This window comes from Rheinheimera sp., assembly GCF_037442525.1.
GTDB lineage: Bacteria > Pseudomonadota > Gammaproteobacteria > Enterobacterales > Alteromonadaceae > Pararheinheimera.
This window is the reverse complement of record NZ_JBBIQD010000008.1, coordinates 54,353-73,065: the sequence shown is the minus strand read 5'-3', so window position 1 is coordinate 73,065 and position 18,713 is coordinate 54,353. Positions and strand designations below refer to the sequence as shown.

Sequence of the window (18,713 nt, the reverse complement as noted above, 5' to 3'; positions counted from 1 at the left end):
AGTGTTGTCGAGTGCAAAAATGGCCGCTGCTTTCGCGCTGGCCCTGCTGTTATCCGCCTGTGCATCCAGCCCGAAAACAAGCCCTTATGTGCCGTTATCTGCCCAGCAGCGGCAGCTGCAACTGGAGCAGTTGCAGGAGTTTCAACTGACGGGCGCTTTGGGGGTGAAAGCACCGTCTGACAGCATCAGCGGCAGCCTGAACTGGCAACAACAGGGCCCCTTCTACAAAGCCAGCATGACCAACTTTGTCGGTATCAGCATTTTTGAGCTGGAAACCGACAGCCGTGGCGCCACCATCAAAGCCGACGGCGAAACCCATCAGGCGCAATCCGCCAGCGCGCTGCTGGATTATTTATCCGGCTGGAGCCTGCCGATTGAAGAAATGCCACTCTGGCTCAAAGGGCTCGCCAGCAGTTCAGGCAGCAATCATCAATGGGACCAGCTCGGCCGCTTAACCGCCTTTGAACTGAACGACAATCAGGGCAGAAGCTGGACGGTCAGTTACCCCGAGTTTTTCCCTGATGCCTTAGCCCTGCCCAAACGGGTGCTGCTGGAATCCAAAACCGACGGAACCCGAATCCGGCTGGTGGTGCGTCAATGGCAACTTTAATTCTGCCGGCTCCGGCCAAACTGAACCTGTTTTTGCACATTACCGGCCGTCGGGCCGATGGCTACCACAACTTACAAACCTTGTTTCAGCTGCTGGATCAGGGCGATGAGCTGCACTTCACCCCACGCCATGACGGCCAGGTGACGCTGCGCTGCAATCTCAGCGAGCTGGAAACGCCGGACAATCTGGTTCTGCGTGCCGCAGCGCTGCTGAAAAATAAAGCATCACCTGCAGCAGGGGTGGACATTTATCTGGATAAACAAGTGCCTATGGGGGGCGGTTTGGGTGGTGGTTCTTCTGATGCGGCCACCGCGCTGGTCGCACTGAACCAACTCTGGCAGCTGGGCCTGACGAAAGCAGAACTGGCAGCTTTGGGGTTGCAGCTGGGTGCTGATGTGCCTGTGTTTGTCCATGGCCAGACCGCTTTTGCCGAAGGTGTCGGCGAACAGCTCAAACCGGTCAGCCTAGCGGAAAAATATTACCTGGTTGTGACACCTGACGTGCATGTCAGTACGGCTGTCGTATTTCAACATCCGGATTTACCCCGCAACACAACCGCCCTGACGCTGGCGCAACTGCTAAACTCAGACTGGAAAAACGACTGTGAAGCACTGGTCAAACAGCTCTACCCCGAGGTTGCATTGGTGTTGGACTGGTTGATAGAATACGCGCCGTCTCGAATGACGGGTACTGGCGCCAGCGTATTTGCTGAATTCCCGGATGAATTCAGTGCTCGTCAAACCCTGCACAAATTACCGTCTCAGTGGCGCGCTTTTGTCGCAAAAGGGGTTGCTCAGTCCCCGTTGTGGACTGAGTTGAAGGATGCTGTATAGCCTGCAGTTTGTTTGATGGAACAAGCTGTTTTAATTCAACCGGACCACAACTGCCCTGAGGATCCTACCGTGCCCGACATGAAGATTTTCGCTGGTAACGCCGTACCAGAACTCGCCAAGAAGATAGCCAGCCGTTTATATATCAAGTTGGGCGATGCCGAAGTCGGCCGTTTTAGCGACGGTGAAGTCTGCGTACAAATCAATGAAAACGTCAGGGGCTCTGACGTTTTTATTATCCAGTCCACCTGCGCACCGACCAACGATAATCTGATGGAGCTGATTGTGATGGTCGACGCTTTGCGTCGTGCTTCTGCCGGCCGGATCACGGCAGTGATGCCTTATTTTGGTTACGCCCGTCAGGACCGTCGTGTCCGTTCTGCAAGGGTCCCCATCACGGCCAAAGTGGTTGCCGATTTCCTGTCCAGCGTGGGTGTGGACCGGGTATTAACTGTTGACCTGCATGCCGAACAAATTCAGGGCTTCTTCGATGTGCCGGTGGACAACGTATTCGGTAGCCCAGTGCTGCTGGACGATATGCGTAAACGCGAATTTAACGCCCCAGTTGTAGTCTCGCCGGACATCGGTGGTGTGGTACGGGCCCGTGCTATTGCCAAACTGCTGAACGACGCCGACCTGGCCATTATTGATAAACGTCGTCCCAAGGCCAACGTGTCTCAGGTGATGCATATCATCGGTGATGTAAAAGACCGCGACTGTATTATTGTGGATGACATGATCGATACAGGCGGTACCTTATGTAAAGCAGCAGAAGCTTTAAAAGAACAAGGCGCTAAACGGGTCTTTGCTTACGCCACTCACGCCGTGTTCTCGGGCAATGCGCCGGACAATATCCGTAACTCGGTAATCGACGAGCTGATGATCACTGACACCATTCCGCTGAGTGCTGAAATGCGTGCCATCAGCAAAGTGAAACAGCTGACCTTAAGCGATATGCTGGCTGAATGTATCCGCCGCATCAGCAATGAAGAGTCAATTTCTTCGATGTTCGACTAAACTCAGTTGCATAAAAAAACCCGGCAGGCCGGGTTTTTTTATATTTAAAACTTACAGAGTTTATTCCTGAAACAAGGTTTCGATATCCAGCCCCTGATGGCTGACAATTTCACGCAACCGCCGCAGCGCTTCCACCTGAATTTGTCGCACCCTCTCCCGGGTTAACCCAATTTCTTTGCCAACATCTTCCAGCGTGGAAGGTTCAAAACCGAGCAGGCCAAAACGCCGCGCCAGCACTTCACGTTGTTTGGCATTCAGTTCATCCAGCCACACCACCAGATGCTGGCGGATATCGGCATCCGTCAGTTCAGTTTCCGGCCCCAGCTCTTTTTCATCAGCCAACACGTCCAGCAACTGCTTCTCCGAAGAACCCGCCACAGGCGTATCAACTGAAGTGATTTTTTCATTCAATTTCAGCATTTTACGCACTTCATCTACAGGTCTGTCCAACGCAGCGGCAATTTCTTCCGGGGTGGGTTCATGGTCCAGCCGTTGTGACAACTCGCGGGCAGCCCGCAGGTACACATTCAGCTCTTTCACTACGTGAATAGGCAAACGGATGGTACGGGTCTGGTTCATAATGGCCCGCTCTATGGTCTGACGGATCCACCAGGTTGCATAGGTAGAGAAACGGAACCCCCGTTCTGGGTCAAACTTTTCCACGGCGCGGATTAAACCTAAATTGCCTTCTTCAATCAGATCCAGCAACGCCAGACCTCTGTTGATGTAACGACGGGCAATTTTCACCACCAAACGCAAATTACTTTCAATCATACGTTTGCGGGCCGCTTTGTCGCCACGTAGCGCCAAGCGGGAAAAATAAACTTCTTCTTCGGCCGAGAGTAACGGAGAAAAACCTATTTCGCCCAGGTAGATCTGGGTCGCGTCCATCACGCGTTGGTTATCATTGGCAACAAACACATCATCAGGTGTGTTGTCTTCTTCGGGGGTTAAAGTGGCTAAATCAGGCTCGGCATTATCGTCATCCGACAGAGTGACATCATCGCCTAATTCGTTGTCTTTGAAATCAATTACGTCTTCATCGTCTTTATGACCCATATCCTTCTCCCACATCAACAAGCTTTGGGTATCACCTGTGCAAGCAGGTTTCCTTACCTAGTCGCCCTTTTCGGGTGATCTTATTTTAGGTACTTCCTGGGATCGACGGACTTGCCACGGAAACGGATTTCAAAGTGCAGCCGGGTAGAGGTTGCATCTGTATTTCCCATTTCAGCAATTTTTTGTCCGCTGACGACGGTGTCACGCTCCTTTACCAAAAGCCTGCGATTGTGCGCATAAGCACTCAGGTAATCGTCGTTATGTCGGATAATCACCAGATTGCCATAACCACGTAAGGCGTTACCGGCATAAACCACCTCGCCCGCAGCTGCGGCCCGGACTGGTGTGCCTGCAGCGCCGCCAATATCTAACCCTTTATTCCCATGCTCTGCATTGGAAAAAGTCGCCAGTATCGGCCCCCTCACCGGCCAGTTCCAGACGATCTTGGAGCTGGCGATTGGACTGGATGCAGCTGTTGCGTTTTCCTTCACCGTCTGAGGTCGAACATAACCCGTTTGATTCTGAGGTGCAACAGCTTTATTGGCTGAAAGCGGTTTCACAGGTGAAATATTTGATAAATTTGAACCATTCAAGCCTGGCTTTTGCGTTCCAGCTGTTATTTTCTGCGTTTCACCGCGTATCGCTGCAGTTTTTGCGTTAACAAGATGTAAAACTTGTCCGGGGTAAATACGGTAAGGCACCGGAATATTGTTTTGTGCAGCCAGCTCTCTGTAATCTAAACCGGAACGAAAAGCGATGGAGTACAGGGTATCGCCAGCCTGCACTGTGTAGCGGGCATTGGCTTCCCCCTGAGGGTACTTTTTATAGTAGTTGCGAATATCATTCAGGCTGGTCACGGGTGCAGGAGCCTCTCGTGAACTGCACGCAACCAGACCGCACAACACAACCAGCAGCAGCGATAAACGCATCACGTCAGCTATACACCAGGTACAACACGGCGCCCAGTGCAACAGTGCCCCAACCTAAAGCGTCGACTATATCCCGCAGTTTTTGCTGCATTTTTTCGCCGCCCCAGTACATCAGGCCTGCCACCAGAAAAAACCGGCTGGCACGGCCAACAAACGAAGCAATGACAAAAGGAACAAAGGCCATACCCATCAGACCGGCACCGACCGTAAACAACTTATAAGGAATAGGTGAAAAACCGGCAATAAACACCACCCAGACGCCATAGTCGGTAAACCATTGCTGTACTTTGGCAAAGGTCTCCTGTTTACCCAGATATTCAACAGCTGGCAACACCACAGGATCGAACAGCCATAAACCAAGAAAATAGCCACAAATACCACCAAACAGCGAAAACAGGGTGGTGATCCAGGCGAAACGCCAGGCCATGGCGGGACGCGCCAAGGCCATAGGCGCCAGCATCACATCAGGCGGAATAGGGAAAATCACCGATTCAGTAAAACTTAGACCCGCCAGATACCGTTCGGCATGCCGGTGTTTGGCCCACAGCAACGCTTTGTCATACATCCACTGGAATATACGCACTTAAAATTCCTTTCATTTAGTGTACTTGTCAGTAGGTCCAGTTAAGCCAGCTCGCCCGGTACCAGCGGCACAAAACGCACCGCTTCCACATCTTTCTGTTCAAAGGTCTCGCCGCAGCGGGTAAATACCCGCAGTACCTGCTCCTGAGCTCCGACCGGGATCACCAAGCGGCCACCTTCCGACAGCTGCTGCAACAAGGCCTGCGGCACTTCATGAGGGGCCGCTGTAACAATAATGCAGTCAAAAGGCGCTTTGCTGTGCCAGCCTAACCAGCCATCCCCATGTTTCATCGATACATTGTGCAGATCCAATTGCTGCAAACGACGTTTGGCCTGAAACTGCAGCGCTTTGATGCGTTCCACACTGCACACCTGGTCAAAAAGCCGTGCCAGTATGGCGGTCTGATACCCCGACCCTGTGCCAATTTCCAGCACCTTCCGGCACTGTGCCGACTGCAGCAACAACTCGGTCATGCGGGCGACAATATAAGGTTGGGAAATGGTCTGGCCCTGGCCTATTGGCAAGGCGGTATTTTCATAAGCTTTGTGTGCCAGCACGGCCTCGACAAACAAATGCCGTGGGGTCTGGCTGATCGCCGCCAGCACCCTGCTATCCTGGATGCCGTCCTGCTGTAGTTTTTGTGCCAAGACAGCGGCACTGCGATGTGTGACAACAGCCATAACTTACCACTTGATCCCTTCTAACCACTGGCCTAACTGCTCCATACTGCGATAGGCCGTCATATCCACATGCAAAGGCGTCACCGACGCATAGCCCTGCGCCACTGCATAAAAATCTGTACCTGGGCCAGCATCCAGCTCAGGCCCCAAAGAACCATACCAATAAATAGGCCGTCCCCAAGGGTCGGTCGATTGTTGCATAGTCTCGGCTTTATGCCGCCGCCCCAGTCGTGTCACCTGAATGCCTTTCAATTGTTCCAGCGCAATAGCCGGCACATTGATATTCAGAATTTGATCAGCGGGCAACGGCTGCGACTTCAGCTTTTTAATCACCTGTACCGTCACGGCAGCCGCCGTCGCAAAATACTGTTCATCCCGCCCGGCCAACGACACGGCAATAGCTGGCAACCCCAAATGACGGCCTTCAGTGGCAGCAGCCACTGTGCCTGAATACAACACATCGTCGCCCAGATTGGCACCATGATTAATGCCTGACACCACCAGATCCGGTGCTTTGTCCAGCAACTGATTAATCGCCAGATGTACACAGTCTGTCGGAGTGCCATTCACAGATACAAAACCATTCTCCAGCAATTGGGTGCGCAACGGGTTGAGCAAGGTCAGTGAATTGCTGGCACCACTGCAATTTCGGTCCGGCCCGACTGTGGTCACCTCTGCAATTTGTGCCAGCGCCTGCTGCAGCACCTGAATGCCTTTGGCATAGACGCCATCATCATTACTTAACAGAATCCGCATGAGGCCTCCAAATTGGTTAATCCAGCGGCGCCTGATGGCGCTGCACATCCTGATAATTCACCAGCTCTCTGAGCACTGCAGTGGCAAAACAGCCAGCATACAACTGAAAACTCAGACAAATATCCTGCCCCTCGCGCCGCCACTGCAGTTGCCGTGGCACCAGACGGACAGCACGGCGCTCTGCGCGCATATTCAGCGCAATCAGTGCATCCACCCAATGCTGCCAATTGTGCAGGCTTTGCAGTTCAAACTCCAGTGCTTCGCCCTGCACCAAAGGCTCACCACAACCCGCCAGCGCCGCTGTCGGGTGAAGATCAAACAGAGCCAGACGCTGCAGCAATACCTCATCCGGTTGGTCCACTTTAAACACAGAACCAGAGCCATCGAGTTGCACCACTTCACCCTGCAACAGGGTGTTAAACAGCCCCAGTTCCAGCCGTCGCGCCAGTTGAGTATTAAATAAAAATGATCGGGCCGCCGACAAAGCCAGGCCACGAATTTGCCGGTCCGTAATACTGCCGCCATTAAACAGCCGCTCAGCCAGAGCCAGATTGCCGCCGTCGCGGCCAAAGCGCTGTTCGCCATAATAATTGGGCACGCCTTGCTGCACTAGCGCTAAACGCTGCTCCAGCTCTTCGGGTTTTGATACTTCACGCAAACGCAGATAAAAGCTGTTATGGGCAATAGCGCCTAACCGCAAACGGCGCTGGTGGCGGCTGACCTGCAGGATACGGCACCCTTCAATCTGCCAGTTCAGCCAGTCAGGCTCCTGTTTAATCGGAAAAGGTACACAGAACCACTGACGGGTGACCGCATGGCGGTCTTTCAAACCGGCATAGCTGACCTGACGCGCTTTGCAGCCGACGATGTCTGCCAGTTGCTTCGCGACAAACTGGGTGTTCTGGCCAATTTTTTCAATAAACAGCAACAAGTGCTCCCCTGCCCCTGTCGGTGTGAAACTCAGGGTTTCTTCCACCACAAAGTCATCGGGTTGCACGCGCAATAACGCCTGGCCTTTGGGTTTTCCGTACAAATAAGGGAATTCGGGCAGTTGCATCAGTTGTGTACCAACAGCACCACAGCTTCAACAGCTATGCCTTCTTTGCGACCAACAAAGCCCAGCTTTTCAGTGGTGGTGGCTTTAACATTCACCTGAGCCAGCTCTGTCTGTAAATCTGCGGCCAGGCACTGGCGCATTGCGTCGATATGAGGTGCCATTTTTGGCGCCTGCGCCAGAATAGTGACATCCAGATTGCCAAGCTGATAACCCAGCGCCTGCACATCGGCAAAGACTTTCCGCAGCAGAATACGGCTGTCGATGCCTTTAAAGGCGGCATCAGTGTCCGGAAAATGATGGCCTATATCCCCCAATGCCACAGCACCCAATAAAGCGTCAGACACGGCATGCAGCACCACATCCCCGTCGGAATGCGCCAGCAGTCCCTGTTCATAGGGGATTTTAACGCCGCCCAGGGTCACCGGACCTTCACCACCAAAGGCATGCACATCAAAACCGTGGCCAATACGAAAAGGTAACATCAGTGTTGCTCCAGATAAAAACGGGCCAAAGCTAAATCTTCAGCCTGGGTGATCTTGATATTGTCGGCATGCCCCGGTATCAGCAACACGGGCTGCCCGGCCCATTCCATCGCACTGGCTTCATCGGTAACCGCAGCACCAGCGGCCAAAGCGCTCTGCAAGGCACCGCGTAACAATGCCGTTGGAAACAGCTGTGGCGTATAGGCATGCCACAACCCTGCCCGCTCCACTGTCTGTTCAACCAAAGTACCGCCACGTTTCATGGTGTCTCGCACAGGTGTGGCCAGAATGCCGCCGGCATTTTCGCTCAGGCAACGCGCTATCAGCAGTTGGACATCCGTCACCCGGACCACAGGACGGGCGGCATCATGCACCAGCACCCAGGGATACTGCGCGGCATCGATCTGCACCAAGGCATTGAGCACAGAGTTGGCGCGTTCAGCCCCACCATCGACCCGCGTCAGGCCTGGTTGCTGCAAGGAGGTTAATCCAGGGTAATAAGGATCATCTGTGGATACAGCGATATAAAACTGCCGGAGCTCAGGCACCTGCTGCAGACGCCGCACCGTCTGCTCCAGCACAGTGGCCCCAGCTAATTCCAGATATTGTTTTGGCCGGTCGGCCTGCATACGTTTCCCGACACCAGCGGCTGGGATCACAGTCGCTATCTTGGGGATCATTTGATTTCCATCGGCGTCACAATGCGGAAGAATACTTCGTTTTGTTTAATCAGGCCCAGTTCATTGCGAGCCCGCTCTTCAATGGCGTCCAGACCTATTTGCAAATCGGTGACATCGGCCCGCAGTAAGTGATTACGTCTGGCCAACTGGGCATTTTGTTGCTCAATTTTGGTCAGTTGGTTCTGATGCGCCCAATACTCCATCACACTGTGCTGTCCCAGCCACAGACGGTGTTGAAGTGCCCCTAACAGCAGCAGCAATAATAAAACCAATAATCGCATCAGATAGTTCGCTCCGGATCTCTGGTTGTATTATGAAGGCTGAACAGTGCGCAGGAAAGCCCCACAACAGCTTTCAGGGCTGAAAAGGTTTGGCAAAGTTCTGCCAGTTCAGCCGACTGGCCAGCAACAACTCCCTTAAACTGAGTAATCGGGGCGGTTTTCGTTCTGCATTCAACCACTGATGGCCGCTGCAGGCCGCTGTCATCAGACTTTTGCTGGGTTTGAGTAAAAACTTATCAGCGTTGTCAGCAGACAAAGGCGTGCCATTAAAACCAAACCAGCCATGCTCGTTGCAATGCAAACGGCTGCCGTCCAGGTCAATTTCATCGACTGAATCCAGCCAGACGCTTTCCAGCCCCTGATGTTGCTGGTAGACCGGCACTATCAGGGCTTTTTTGGCATATTTGCGATAGAACTGCTCAATTTGCTCAATACCTTGTTCTTTGGCCGGGCAAGCCGGCGACTGCCGGGCCAGCCAGCTGGCATTCTGGCCATCAAACTGCAAAGGGGATGGATGCTGCACAATACGTTCCGCAGCGCGGCGGATATAAAAAGGCAAGCTGGCCAGACGTTTGGCCAGGGTCGGCAACAGTTCGGGCGGTAATTTGGACAAACGGGCTATTTCACGCTCGTACAGCGCGTTGCACAGTTCGGTGTAGGCCTGACTTTGTGCTTCGTCCTGCCAGAGCTGATGTTGATCAGCATCACGTTTTTTCATAGCCGCAAGCATGGGGTCAGAGTACTACTCTGACCCCATCTTTATCAGGCCTGGCCTTTAATTTCTACGCGGCCACGATACGGCGCTTTGGCGCCCAGTTCCTGCTCAATACGCAGTAACTGGTTGTACTTAGACACACGGTCAGAACGGCATAAAGAACCGGTTTTGATTTGACCAGCCGCAGTACCTACCGCCAAATCCGCGATAAAGGCATCTTCAGTTTCGCCTGAACGGTGCGAAATCACCGCCGTAAAACCTGCATCTTTGGCCATTTTAATGGCAGCCAGCGTTTCGGTCAGCGAACCAATCTGGTTGAACTTGATCAGGATGGAGTTACCTATGCCCTGCTCAATGCCTCGGGTCAGAATTTTAGTGTTGGTCACGAATAAATCGTCACCGACCAACTGCACTTTGGCACCAATTTTGTTGGTTAAATCTTTCCAGCCGTCCCAGTCCGATTCATCCAGACCGTCTTCAATCGAAACTATTGGGAAACGGGTCGCTAAACCTGCCAGGAAATCGTTGAACTCATACGAAGTGAATTCTTTGCCTTCCCCAGACAGTTTGTATTTACCGTCGACGTAAAACTCTGAAGCGGCACAGTCCAGCGCCAGCGTCACGTCTTTGTTCAGCTCATAACCAGCGGCAGCCACGGCCTTGGAAATCACAGTTAAAGCTTCTTCGTTGGACTTCAGATCCGGTGCAAAGCCACCTTCATCACCGACAGCGGTGTTTAACCCCTGGCTGTGCAGTTCTTTCTTCAACTGGTGGAAAATTTCAGCGCCCATCCGCAGTGCTTCAGCGAAAGTTTTAGCACCGACTGGCTGCACCATAAATTCCTGAATGTCGACGTTATTGTCGGCATGCTCACCGCCATTGATGATGTTCATCATGGGCACTGGCATGGAATAGACACCTGGTGTGCCGTTCAGATCAGCAATGTGCTGGTACAGAGGGATTTTCTTATCCGCAGCTGCGGCGCGGGCTACCGCCAGTGACACGGCAAGAATGGCGTTGGCTCCCAGTTTGGATTTGGATTCAGTGCCATCCAGATCAATCATGATCTGGTCAACAGCCGCCTGGTCGTAAGCAGATTTGCCCAGCAGCGCTGCTTTGATAGGGCCATCAATATTGGCCACAGCGGTGCGCACACCTTTACCTAAATAACGGCTTTTATCACCGTCACGCAGCTCCAGCGCTTCGCGGGTACCGGTCGAAGCACCTGATGGTGCACAACCACGGCCCATAGCACCGCTTGCTAAAATAACGTCAGCTTCGACTGTTGGATTGCCACGGGAGTCCATAATTTCACGGGCAATGATGTTGACGATCTCAGACATAAATAATCCCCTTACTTGCTGCGCAAAAAGCCGGATTGAGGCCCGGCTTTTGTTAAAAATTAAACTAACTGTTGTTTTTGATGCTTATACGCGGCCGCGACAAAACTGCGGAACAGCGGATGGCCGTCCCTCGGTGTCGAGTTAAATTCCGGATGGAACTGACCGGCAACAAACCATGGATGTTTTGGAATTTCCACCATCTCTACTAACTGGTTGTCGGCTGACAATCCGGAGAACACCAATCCAGCCTCTTCTAAACGGGCAACAAAGTGATTGTTCACTTCATAGCGATGACGGTGACGTTCAGAAATCACGTCCTGACCGTAAATTTCGCGGGCTTTGGTATTGGGCTTGAGGTTACAGTTCTGGCTGCCCAGACGCATAGTGCCGCCCAGATCCGATTTCTCGGTCCGTTGTTCCACTTTGCCTTCTGAATCCAGCCACTCAGTGATCAAACCAACCACTGGGTAAGCGGTATTTTTATTAAATTCGGTAGAGTGTGCGCCGGTTAAACCCAGCACGTTACGGGCGTACTCAATCAGGGCCACCTGCATACCTAAACAAATGCCCAGATACGGCACTTTGTTTTCACGGGCATAACGGGCAGCCATGATTTTGCCTTCGACCCCACGCTCGCCAAAACCACCAGGTACCAGAATAGCGTCCAGGCCAGCGAGAATATCGGCACCTTTGGCTTCAACATCCTGGGAGTCAATGTATTTGATATGCACAGTCAGGCGATTTTTCAGACCGGCATGGCCCAGCGCTTCATTAACTGATTTATAAGCATCCGGCAGTTCAACGTATTTGCCGACCATACCAATGGTCACTTCACCCGTTGGGTTGGACTCCTGGTACAGCACCTGTTCCCATTCAGACAAATCCGCTTCTTTGGCAGTTAAATGGAACCGACGCACAATTAAATCATCCAGCCCCTGAGATTTCAGCAGCGCCGGGATCTGGTAAATACTGGACACGTCTTTTAACGAAATAACAGCGCGCTCTTCCACATTGGTGAACAGCGCAATTTTGGCTTTTTCATTGGTCGGAATAGCCCGGTCTGAACGACAGACCAGAATATCCGGCTGAATACCGATGGAACGCAGTTCCTTAACCGAGTGCTGTGTCGGTTTGGTTTTAATTTCACCAGCAGTCCCCAGGTAGGGCACTAATGTCAGGTGCATAAACATGGCGCGTTCACGGCCAATTTCGGTGCCCAACTGGCGGATGGCTTCCAGGAATGGCAGCGATTCGATATCACCGACAGTGCCGCCAATTTCAACAATGGCGATGTCATAACCTTCTCCACCAGCGACAACCCGGCTTTTAATTTCGTTGGTGATGTGTGGGATCACCTGAATAGTGGCACCTAAATAATCACCGCGGCGCTCACGACGCAGCACGTCGGAATAAATCCGGCCTTGGGTGAAGTTATTCAGTTTGGTCATTTTGGTGCGGATAAACCGCTCGTAGTGGCCCAGATCCAAATCAGTCTCTGCGCCATCTTCGGTGACAAAAACTTCACCGTGTTGAATGGGGCTCATGGTACCCGGATCCAGGTTGATATAGGGATCCAGTTTCAGAATGGTCACTTTCAGACCACGCGCTTCTAAAATAGCGGCTAACGAGGCTGCTGCAATACCTTTACCCAAGGAGGAGACAACCCCACCCGTCACGAAGATGTATCTAGTAGTCATGAGACCTCTGAGACGCCAATGGCATTAAGAATTACGTACTTAGGACGGGCGCAAAGTATAACAAAGCCGCTGCTGTCGCTCAATGTAAACCGTATAAAACCGCCAAGAACACAAAGATATGCTTGTCGCTCAGTGATTTATCTGCAAAACGGCAGAATAGTTGTTTGCTTTTCAAACTATGGCTGTCTACATTTTGCAGACAATTAAGAAGGATTTTAATGTGCAGCCGTCTGACGTATTGACCCACCTAGGGCTGTCCACCCTGGCGACTCATCTGCCAAACGGAATAGCCGTACTGGATACCGACTTCAGGTATCTGTTTATTAACCCGACCCTGGCAGATTTCAATGGCTGCTCGGTGCAGGACCATTTGCATCAGCATGTCACGGACATACTGCCGCATCTGGCGGGAACCATAGTTCCCATGCTGACGAAGGTGCGTGACAGCGGCATAGCTCTGGTCGATTTTGAACTGACACCCCACGCCACAGCACCTGAAAACCATTGGCTGGGTTCGTACCTGCCAGTTAAAAACGAACAGCGGCAAGTCGTCGCCATTGCCGTCATCGCCCGCAATCAGACGCGTGAGATGGAAATTCAACAGCACCGCCAGCGCGATCTGAAGCGAATGAAACAGGTGCTGGACAATATGTTTGCCTTTGTCGGTATTTTGCAGCCAGATGGCACCCTGCTCGACGCCAACGCGCCTCCCCTGTTGTTAGCCGGAATTACCATTGAGGACGTGGCAGGACGCAAGTTCTGGGAGTGCTTCTGGTGGTTACACAACCAAGCTGACGCAGAGCTGATTGAAGCGGCCTGTCGACGGGCGGCCCAGGGTTACACCAGCCGGTTTGACGTTCAGGCAAAGATGAAAGACAGCCTGATCATTATTGATTTTATGATTGCCCCTGTGTTTGACGAATTTGGCGTTGTGCAGTTTCTGGTGCCTTCAGGCATAGACATCACACGTCGTAAACGCAGCGAGCAGGCGCTGCAGGAAAGCGAAAGCCGGTTTCGCAAAGTGTTCGACAGCGCCGCTGACGCACTGATCGCGGTCAATGCCGAAGGTGAAATTACCCTGGCCAACAAACGTGCCGAGCAGATGTTTGGTTATTCTCAAGCCGAATTATTGGGTCGGCCCGTGGATCTGCTGGTCCCTGCCCAGGCGCGACCGAATCATCACCAGCACAGACATGGCTTTATGCAGCACCCCACCAGCAGACCCATGGCGCAGCGCCAGGAACTCTTTGCCCAGCGTAAAGACGGTTCGCTGGTACCGGTGGAAATTGGCCTGACTTATCTGGAGCAGGATCCTAAAGCGGCTGTACTCGCCACAGTGACCGATGTGACTGTGGCTGTGCAGGCGAAACAACATCTGCAAAGCATTATCGATGATAAAACCGCGCTGCTGCATGAGCGGGAGCTGTTACTGAAAGAAATTCATCACAGAGTCAAAAACAATCTGCAGATCGTGTCCAGTTTGCTCAACCTGAGATCGCACAATGCGGCTGGTGAACTGAAAGATGTGTTGCAAGACAGTCAGTTACGCATCCGTACCATGGCATTAACCCACCAGCTGCTGTATGAACAAAAAAACTTCAGCTTCATTCCTTTAGGCGCCTATTTACGCCAGTTATCCCTGTTGATACGGCAGAGCATCCTCAGTCCTGATCTGGTGCATTTCGATTTAGAGCAGATTGATGATGAACCCCAGCTGCCGTTACAGCAGGCCATTCCTTGCGGCTTACTGGTTACCGAAATACTGACCAACAGCATTAAACACGCGTTTCCTGACGGGCGCTCAGGCCGGATCCAAATGACGCTGAAGCAGCTGGATGGTCAGCTCTGCCTGCAGCTCAGTGACAATGGCCAGATCCGGCGCGATTTTTCGCTTGGCCAGGGCAATTCATTAGGTATGCAGTTGATCCCGGCTTTCCTTGCTCAAATGGGTGCACAGGCTGAACTGATCAAATCCGAGGGCACCTCGTACCGGATCCGTTTCAGCGTCAACACAGGAGCAACACCAGAATGAATCACCAAATTCTTGTGGTTGAAGATGAATACATTGTGTCGCTGGATATTCGTCGTACGCTGGAGCAGTTGGGACACAAGGTCGTGGCGACATTGGCCCGGGGTGAGGACGTCGTTGCGACAGCTCTGGCCACCAAACCAGATTTAGTACTGATGGACATCAAACTGGCAGACAAAATGCGAGGCACCGAAGCTGCCTATGAACTCAGACAGGTCAGCGATGTGCCTGTCATTTTCCTGACAGCTTATTGCGATGAACGGGTATTACACCAGGCCTCTCAGAGCTTCCCGCATGGATACCTGATCAAACCTTTTGATCGCAAAGAACTGGACGCAAGCATCCGGATGGCACTGCTCAGACACAAGGCTGAAGCAGAAGTCCGGCGCTCCGAACAACGCTTACGCCTGGCTTTGGCGGCCGCCAGGATGAGTCCCTGGGAGCTGAATCTGACCCACAACAGTTTGCAGCTGATCCCCGAAACGGACGATTTTTTCAGTCTGCCCGAGCCCTGCAACGGCGGTACCGAACAATTTCTGAGTTTGGTCAGCGAAGTCGAACGACCTCGGCTTGCCCGGTTGCTGGACAGGGGTGCAGCGTTCAACTCCATTTTCAGCAGTAATCTGTCTTCTGCGGAGTCCTATATCGAAATATTTGCCCAGCCAACGACCAGAGCTGACGAACAGATAGTGTTGGGGGTGCTGCGGGACGTGACTCAAAAACAACAGGAAGAACTTCAGCTGCGTCAGGCCCATGCCTATTTCAGAACCACTTCGGAAGCTATTCTTATCCTGGATCAGGAATGCAGAATCGTCTCCTGCAATCCGGCTTTTAGTCTGGTCACTGGCTATTCCCCTGCGGAAGTCACAGGAAAAACGCCGGACAGCTTTCTCTATGTGCAGCATCAGTCCTCCCCGATGAATACCCGTCTGGATGAAATCAGTGCCGATCACTGCAGCAGTGAAGTGCAATGCCGCCGCAAAGATGGTCAGATTTTTCCGGCATGGCAACATTTTTGCAAAGTACGGGCCCCCAAACATAGTAACCAACTGAATCAGTTTGTCTTGATGTTCTCTGATATTTCAGCGCTGCGCAGAGCAGAAGAAGATTTACAGACCATGGCATTCCATGATCATCTGACCGAACTTGGCAACAGAGCCAAGCTGGAAAAAGTGCTCAGGGCAGAACTGGAGCGGGCAAAACGCAATCACTCCATGTTGGGTTTACTCTATCTGGATCTTGACGGCTTTAAGTTGGTGAATGACACTCTGGGCCATCATGTTGGCGACATGTTATTGCAGCAGGTTGCCTGCAGGCTCAATAGTCTGATCCGGGCCGGCGATCTGGCCAGCCGCGTTGGCGGAGATGAGTTTGTCCTGTTGTTTCCGGATATCAGCGGGCCTGAAACCTGCCTGCATATTGCCGAAAAACTGTTACAGACTCTGACACAGGACATCCAGCTCAACGACAACATCGTGAATGTCTCGGCCAGTATAGGCATTGCCTGTTACCCGCACGATGCCCAATGCTATGAAGAACTGCTTAAATGTGCTGATCTGGCCATGTTTGAGGCAAAAGACAAAGGCCGCAGTCGCTACTCATTTTTTAACCCGGTCTTGGCCCAGAAGACCGCGATGCGGCTGCAGATCGAACAGAACCTGAAACAGGCCATGCAATCCGGCGGTCAGCTCTATATGGCCTACCAACCCGTGATCCAGCTGCAAACTGGCAAGGTTTTGGGTTATGAGTCGCTGATCCGCTGGCGTCACCCCCAAATGGGCATGGTGGCACCGGATAAATTTATCCGGGTCGCAGAACAAAGCAGCCTGATCCTCGATTTAGGGCACTGGATCCTCGAGCAGGTGTTGACCGACATGGCCACACTCTGGTCAGCCTCAGACGATATCCGCTGGTTATCCATTAATCTGTCCGTCAAACAACTTGAAATCCCGGGGTTGGCAGAAACTATTGCCAGTCTGTGTCTGCAAAAAAACGTGAACCCGGCCTTTTTGTTATTTGAAATTACCGAAACTGCGCTCAGCCAGTCAGATGAAATACTGCAGAATCTGGACAGCCTGCGCGCTTTGGGTTCTCGTGTGGCGGTGGATGACTTTGGGACTGGTTATTCATCGTTAAGCCGCTTACGGACTTTGCCGATCGATTGCCTGAAAATCGACCGTTCCTTTGTTGCGACACTGGAACAGGACCATTTCAGTAAAGAAATTGTCAGAGCCATTATTCAGTTGGCTCAGTCTTTGGGACTCAAAGTTGTTGCCGAAGGTGTTGAACAGGCAGAACAAGCCATTCAGCTCAAAGCTTTGGGCTGCGACAAAGCGCAGGGTTATTTTTTCGGTAAACCAGAGCCCCTGCCAAAAAGAAAATAAAAAAGCAGCCGAAGCTGCTTTTTTAGTCGGGGCTTACCCGTCTTATTTATCGCTGTGACGCATATGAGGGAACAGGATCACGTCACGGATGCTTGGCGCGTCGGCCAGTAACATCACCAGACGGTCGATACCAATACCCTGACCTGCTGTGGGCGGTAAACCGTGTTCCAGCGCTGTGACGAAATCCTCGTCGTAGAACATGGCTTCATCATCACCGGCTTCTTTCTGCGCCACCTGCTCACGGAAACGCTCGGCCTGATCTTCAGCATCGTTCAGCTCGCTAAAGCCGTTACCCAGCTCACGGCCACCGATAAAGAACTCAAAACGGTCGGTGATTTCCGGATTGTCGTCATTCCGACGCGCCAGCGGCGAAATTTCAGCCGGGTATTCAGTGATAAAAGTCGGTTGTTGCAGCTTGGTTTCCACCAGCTCATCAAAGACTTCCATCAGGATCCGGCCGTGGCCATAGTTGTCTTTCACCTGAATGCCCAAAGATTTGGCCAGTTCTGCCACAGCTTCACGGGTGGTGAGCTGCTCTAACTTGACCTCTGGGTTGTAGTGCAGAATGGATTCGGTCACTGACATCCGGGCGAAGGGTTTGCCGAAATCAAAGGTTTTGCCCTGGTACGGCACTTCCGTACTGCCAAGCACCGACTGTGCCAGGCCACGGAACAACTCTTCGGTTAAATCCATCAGGTCGCGGTAATCGGCATAAGCCCAGTAGAATTCCAGCATGGTGAATTCCGGGTTATGGCGGGTCGACACCCCTTCGTTACGGAAGTTACGGTTCAGCTCGAACACTTTTTCAAAGCCACCCACCACCAGGCGTTTTAAATACAGCTCTGGCGCGATACGCAGGTACATCGCCATATCCAGCGCATTATGGTGCGTCACGAAAGGACGGGCAGAAGCACCACCTGGGATCACCTGCAGCATAGGGGTTTCCACTTCCAGGAAACCTTTGCTGTTAAAAAACTGGCGGATATAAGCCACAGTTTTTGAACGAATCAGGAAAGTACGGCGGGATTGCTCATTGACAATCAGGTCCAGGTACCGCTGACGGTAACGGGCTTCATGGTCAGTCAGGCCGTGGAATTTATCCGGCAACGGGCGCAGCGCTTTGGTCAGCAAACGGATGTCGTCGACCCAAACGGTCAGCTCACCGGTCTGAGTTTTAAACAGGGTGCCGCTGGCGCCAACGATGTCGCCCAAGTCCCACTTTTTAAAACCTTCGTTGTAGACGTCACCCTGCAGGCTGTCGCGGGCCACATAGAGCTGAATTTTGCCGCCCACATCCTGAATAGTGGTGAAGCTGGCTTTGCCCATAATGCGGCGCAGCATCATCCGGCCAGCCACCACCACCCGGATTTTCTGTGCTTCCAGCTCTTCCTTCGTTAAGTGATCGTACTGAGCAATCACTTCATCACTGACATGCTCACGGCGAAAATCATTCGGAAACGGGTTGCCCTGCTCACGCAAAGCCGCCAGCTTGTGTTTTCGCTCAGCCATCAGTTTGTTAACGTCTTGATGTTCTTCAATGGGGTTGTTCTGTTCAGACATTTTCAGTTCCTGACTGTTAAG

Annotated in this window: 18 protein-coding genes; 5 read left to right on the top strand and 13 right to left on the bottom strand. The window is 52.4% G+C overall.

Going from position 1 to position 18,713, the window contains the following annotated elements; translation table 11 throughout:
• Positions 1 to 4 precede the first annotated feature (4 nt).
• The 3 genes from lolB to WKJ03_RS12725 all read left to right on the top strand — a co-directional run bounded on the left by lolB (position 5) and on the right by WKJ03_RS12725 (position 2,457).
• A complete protein-coding gene (lolB, locus tag WKJ03_RS12735; protein ID WP_337842595.1) occupies positions 5 to 610 on the top strand; it encodes a lipoprotein insertase outer membrane protein LolB in 606 nt (201 codons plus the stop codon).
• Positions 598 to 1,443, top strand: a complete 846-nt coding sequence (ispE, locus tag WKJ03_RS12730) for a 4-(cytidine 5'-diphospho)-2-C-methyl-D-erythritol kinase (protein ID WP_337842594.1) — start codon at positions 598 to 600, stop codon at positions 1,441 to 1,443. Before lolB ends, ispE begins: the two co-directional genes overlap by 13 nt.
• A gap of 78 nt (positions 1,444 to 1,521) precedes the next feature.
• Positions 1,522 to 2,457 (top strand): ribose-phosphate pyrophosphokinase, encoded by a 936-nt coding sequence (locus WKJ03_RS12725; protein ID WP_337842673.1) that lies wholly within the window; start codon positions 1,522 to 1,524, stop codon positions 2,455 to 2,457.
• A gap of 60 nt (positions 2,458 to 2,517) precedes the next feature.
• Here WKJ03_RS12725 and rpoS read toward each other — a convergent pair whose 3' ends face one another.
• The 12 genes from rpoS to WKJ03_RS12665 all read right to left on the bottom strand — a co-directional run bounded on the left by rpoS (position 2,518) and on the right by WKJ03_RS12665 (position 12,719).
• Positions 2,518 to 3,531, bottom strand: coding sequence for an RNA polymerase sigma factor RpoS (gene rpoS / locus WKJ03_RS12720; protein ID WP_337842593.1), 1,014 nt, complete (start codon positions 3,529 to 3,531; stop codon positions 2,518 to 2,520).
• Positions 3,532 to 3,596: 65 nt separating this feature from the next.
• Positions 3,597 to 4,445 carry a peptidoglycan DD-metalloendopeptidase family protein gene (locus tag WKJ03_RS12715; protein ID WP_337842592.1) on the bottom strand — a complete coding sequence of 283 codons (849 nt, stop codon included), beginning with the start codon at positions 4,443 to 4,445 and terminating at the stop codon, positions 3,597 to 3,599.
• Between the two features lie 4 nt (positions 4,446 to 4,449).
• Positions 4,450 to 5,028, bottom strand: coding sequence for a YqaA family protein (locus WKJ03_RS12710; protein WP_337842591.1), 579 nt, complete (start codon positions 5,026 to 5,028; stop codon positions 4,450 to 4,452).
• A 41-nt stretch (positions 5,029 to 5,069) separates the two neighbouring features.
• Positions 5,070 to 5,708: a protein-L-isoaspartate(D-aspartate) O-methyltransferase gene (locus WKJ03_RS12705; RefSeq protein WP_337842590.1), complete on the bottom strand. Its 639-nt coding sequence runs from the start codon at positions 5,706 to 5,708 to the stop codon at positions 5,070 to 5,072.
• A gap of 3 nt (positions 5,709 to 5,711) precedes the next feature.
• The gene (gene surE, locus WKJ03_RS12700; RefSeq protein ID WP_337842589.1) at positions 5,712 to 6,464 is read right to left on the bottom strand and encodes a 5'/3'-nucleotidase SurE; all 753 of its coding nucleotides are present in this window, start codon (positions 6,462 to 6,464) and stop codon (positions 5,712 to 5,714) included.
• A 16-nt stretch (positions 6,465 to 6,480) separates the two neighbouring features.
• Entirely contained in the window at positions 6,481 to 7,521 is a 1,041-nt protein-coding gene (gene truD, locus WKJ03_RS12695; protein WP_337842588.1) for a tRNA pseudouridine(13) synthase TruD, read from the bottom strand.
• Positions 7,521 to 8,003, bottom strand: coding sequence for a 2-C-methyl-D-erythritol 2,4-cyclodiphosphate synthase (gene ispF / locus WKJ03_RS12690; protein ID WP_337842587.1), 483 nt, complete (start codon positions 8,001 to 8,003; stop codon positions 7,521 to 7,523). The genes truD and ispF overlap by 1 nt, the downstream gene beginning before the upstream one ends.
• The gene (gene ispD / locus WKJ03_RS12685; protein ID WP_337842586.1) at positions 8,003 to 8,683 is read right to left on the bottom strand and encodes a 2-C-methyl-D-erythritol 4-phosphate cytidylyltransferase; all 681 of its coding nucleotides are present in this window, start codon (positions 8,681 to 8,683) and stop codon (positions 8,003 to 8,005) included. The genes ispF and ispD overlap by 1 nt, the downstream gene beginning before the upstream one ends.
• Positions 8,680 to 8,964 (bottom strand): cell division protein FtsB, encoded by a 285-nt coding sequence (ftsB, locus tag WKJ03_RS12680; protein ID WP_337842585.1) that lies wholly within the window; start codon positions 8,962 to 8,964, stop codon positions 8,680 to 8,682. Before ftsB ends, ispD begins: the two co-directional genes overlap by 4 nt.
• A gap of 73 nt (positions 8,965 to 9,037) precedes the next feature.
• Entirely contained in the window at positions 9,038 to 9,682 is a 645-nt protein-coding gene (locus WKJ03_RS12675) for a hypothetical protein (protein ID WP_337842584.1), read from the bottom strand.
• A 44-nt stretch (positions 9,683 to 9,726) separates the two neighbouring features.
• Positions 9,727 to 11,022, bottom strand: a complete 1,296-nt coding sequence (gene eno / locus WKJ03_RS12670) for a phosphopyruvate hydratase (RefSeq protein WP_337842583.1) — start codon at positions 11,020 to 11,022, stop codon at positions 9,727 to 9,729.
• Positions 11,023 to 11,081: 59 nt separating this feature from the next.
• A complete protein-coding gene (locus tag WKJ03_RS12665) occupies positions 11,082 to 12,719 on the bottom strand; it encodes a CTP synthase (protein ID WP_337842582.1) in 1,638 nt (545 codons plus the stop codon).
• Positions 12,720 to 12,939: 220 nt separating this feature from the next.
• On the opposite strand from WKJ03_RS12665, the gene WKJ03_RS12660 reads away from it, so the two are divergent.
• Together WKJ03_RS12660 and WKJ03_RS12655 are read left to right on the top strand one after the other, a co-directional pair.
• Positions 12,940 to 14,751 carry a PAS domain S-box protein gene (locus tag WKJ03_RS12660; RefSeq protein WP_337842581.1) on the top strand — a complete coding sequence of 604 codons (1,812 nt, stop codon included), beginning with the start codon at positions 12,940 to 12,942 and terminating at the stop codon, positions 14,749 to 14,751.
• Complete coding sequence (locus tag WKJ03_RS12655; RefSeq protein WP_337842580.1) at positions 14,748 to 17,132, top strand: EAL domain-containing protein; 2,385 nt, start codon at positions 14,748 to 14,750, stop codon at positions 17,130 to 17,132. The genes WKJ03_RS12660 and WKJ03_RS12655 overlap by 4 nt, the downstream gene beginning before the upstream one ends.
• A gap of 42 nt (positions 17,133 to 17,174) precedes the next feature.
• Here WKJ03_RS12655 and lysS read toward each other — a convergent pair whose 3' ends face one another.
• Positions 17,175 to 18,692 carry a lysine--tRNA ligase gene (lysS, locus tag WKJ03_RS12650; RefSeq protein WP_337842579.1) on the bottom strand — a complete coding sequence of 506 codons (1,518 nt, stop codon included), beginning with the start codon at positions 18,690 to 18,692 and terminating at the stop codon, positions 17,175 to 17,177.
• Positions 18,693 to 18,713: the final 21 nt, after the last annotated feature.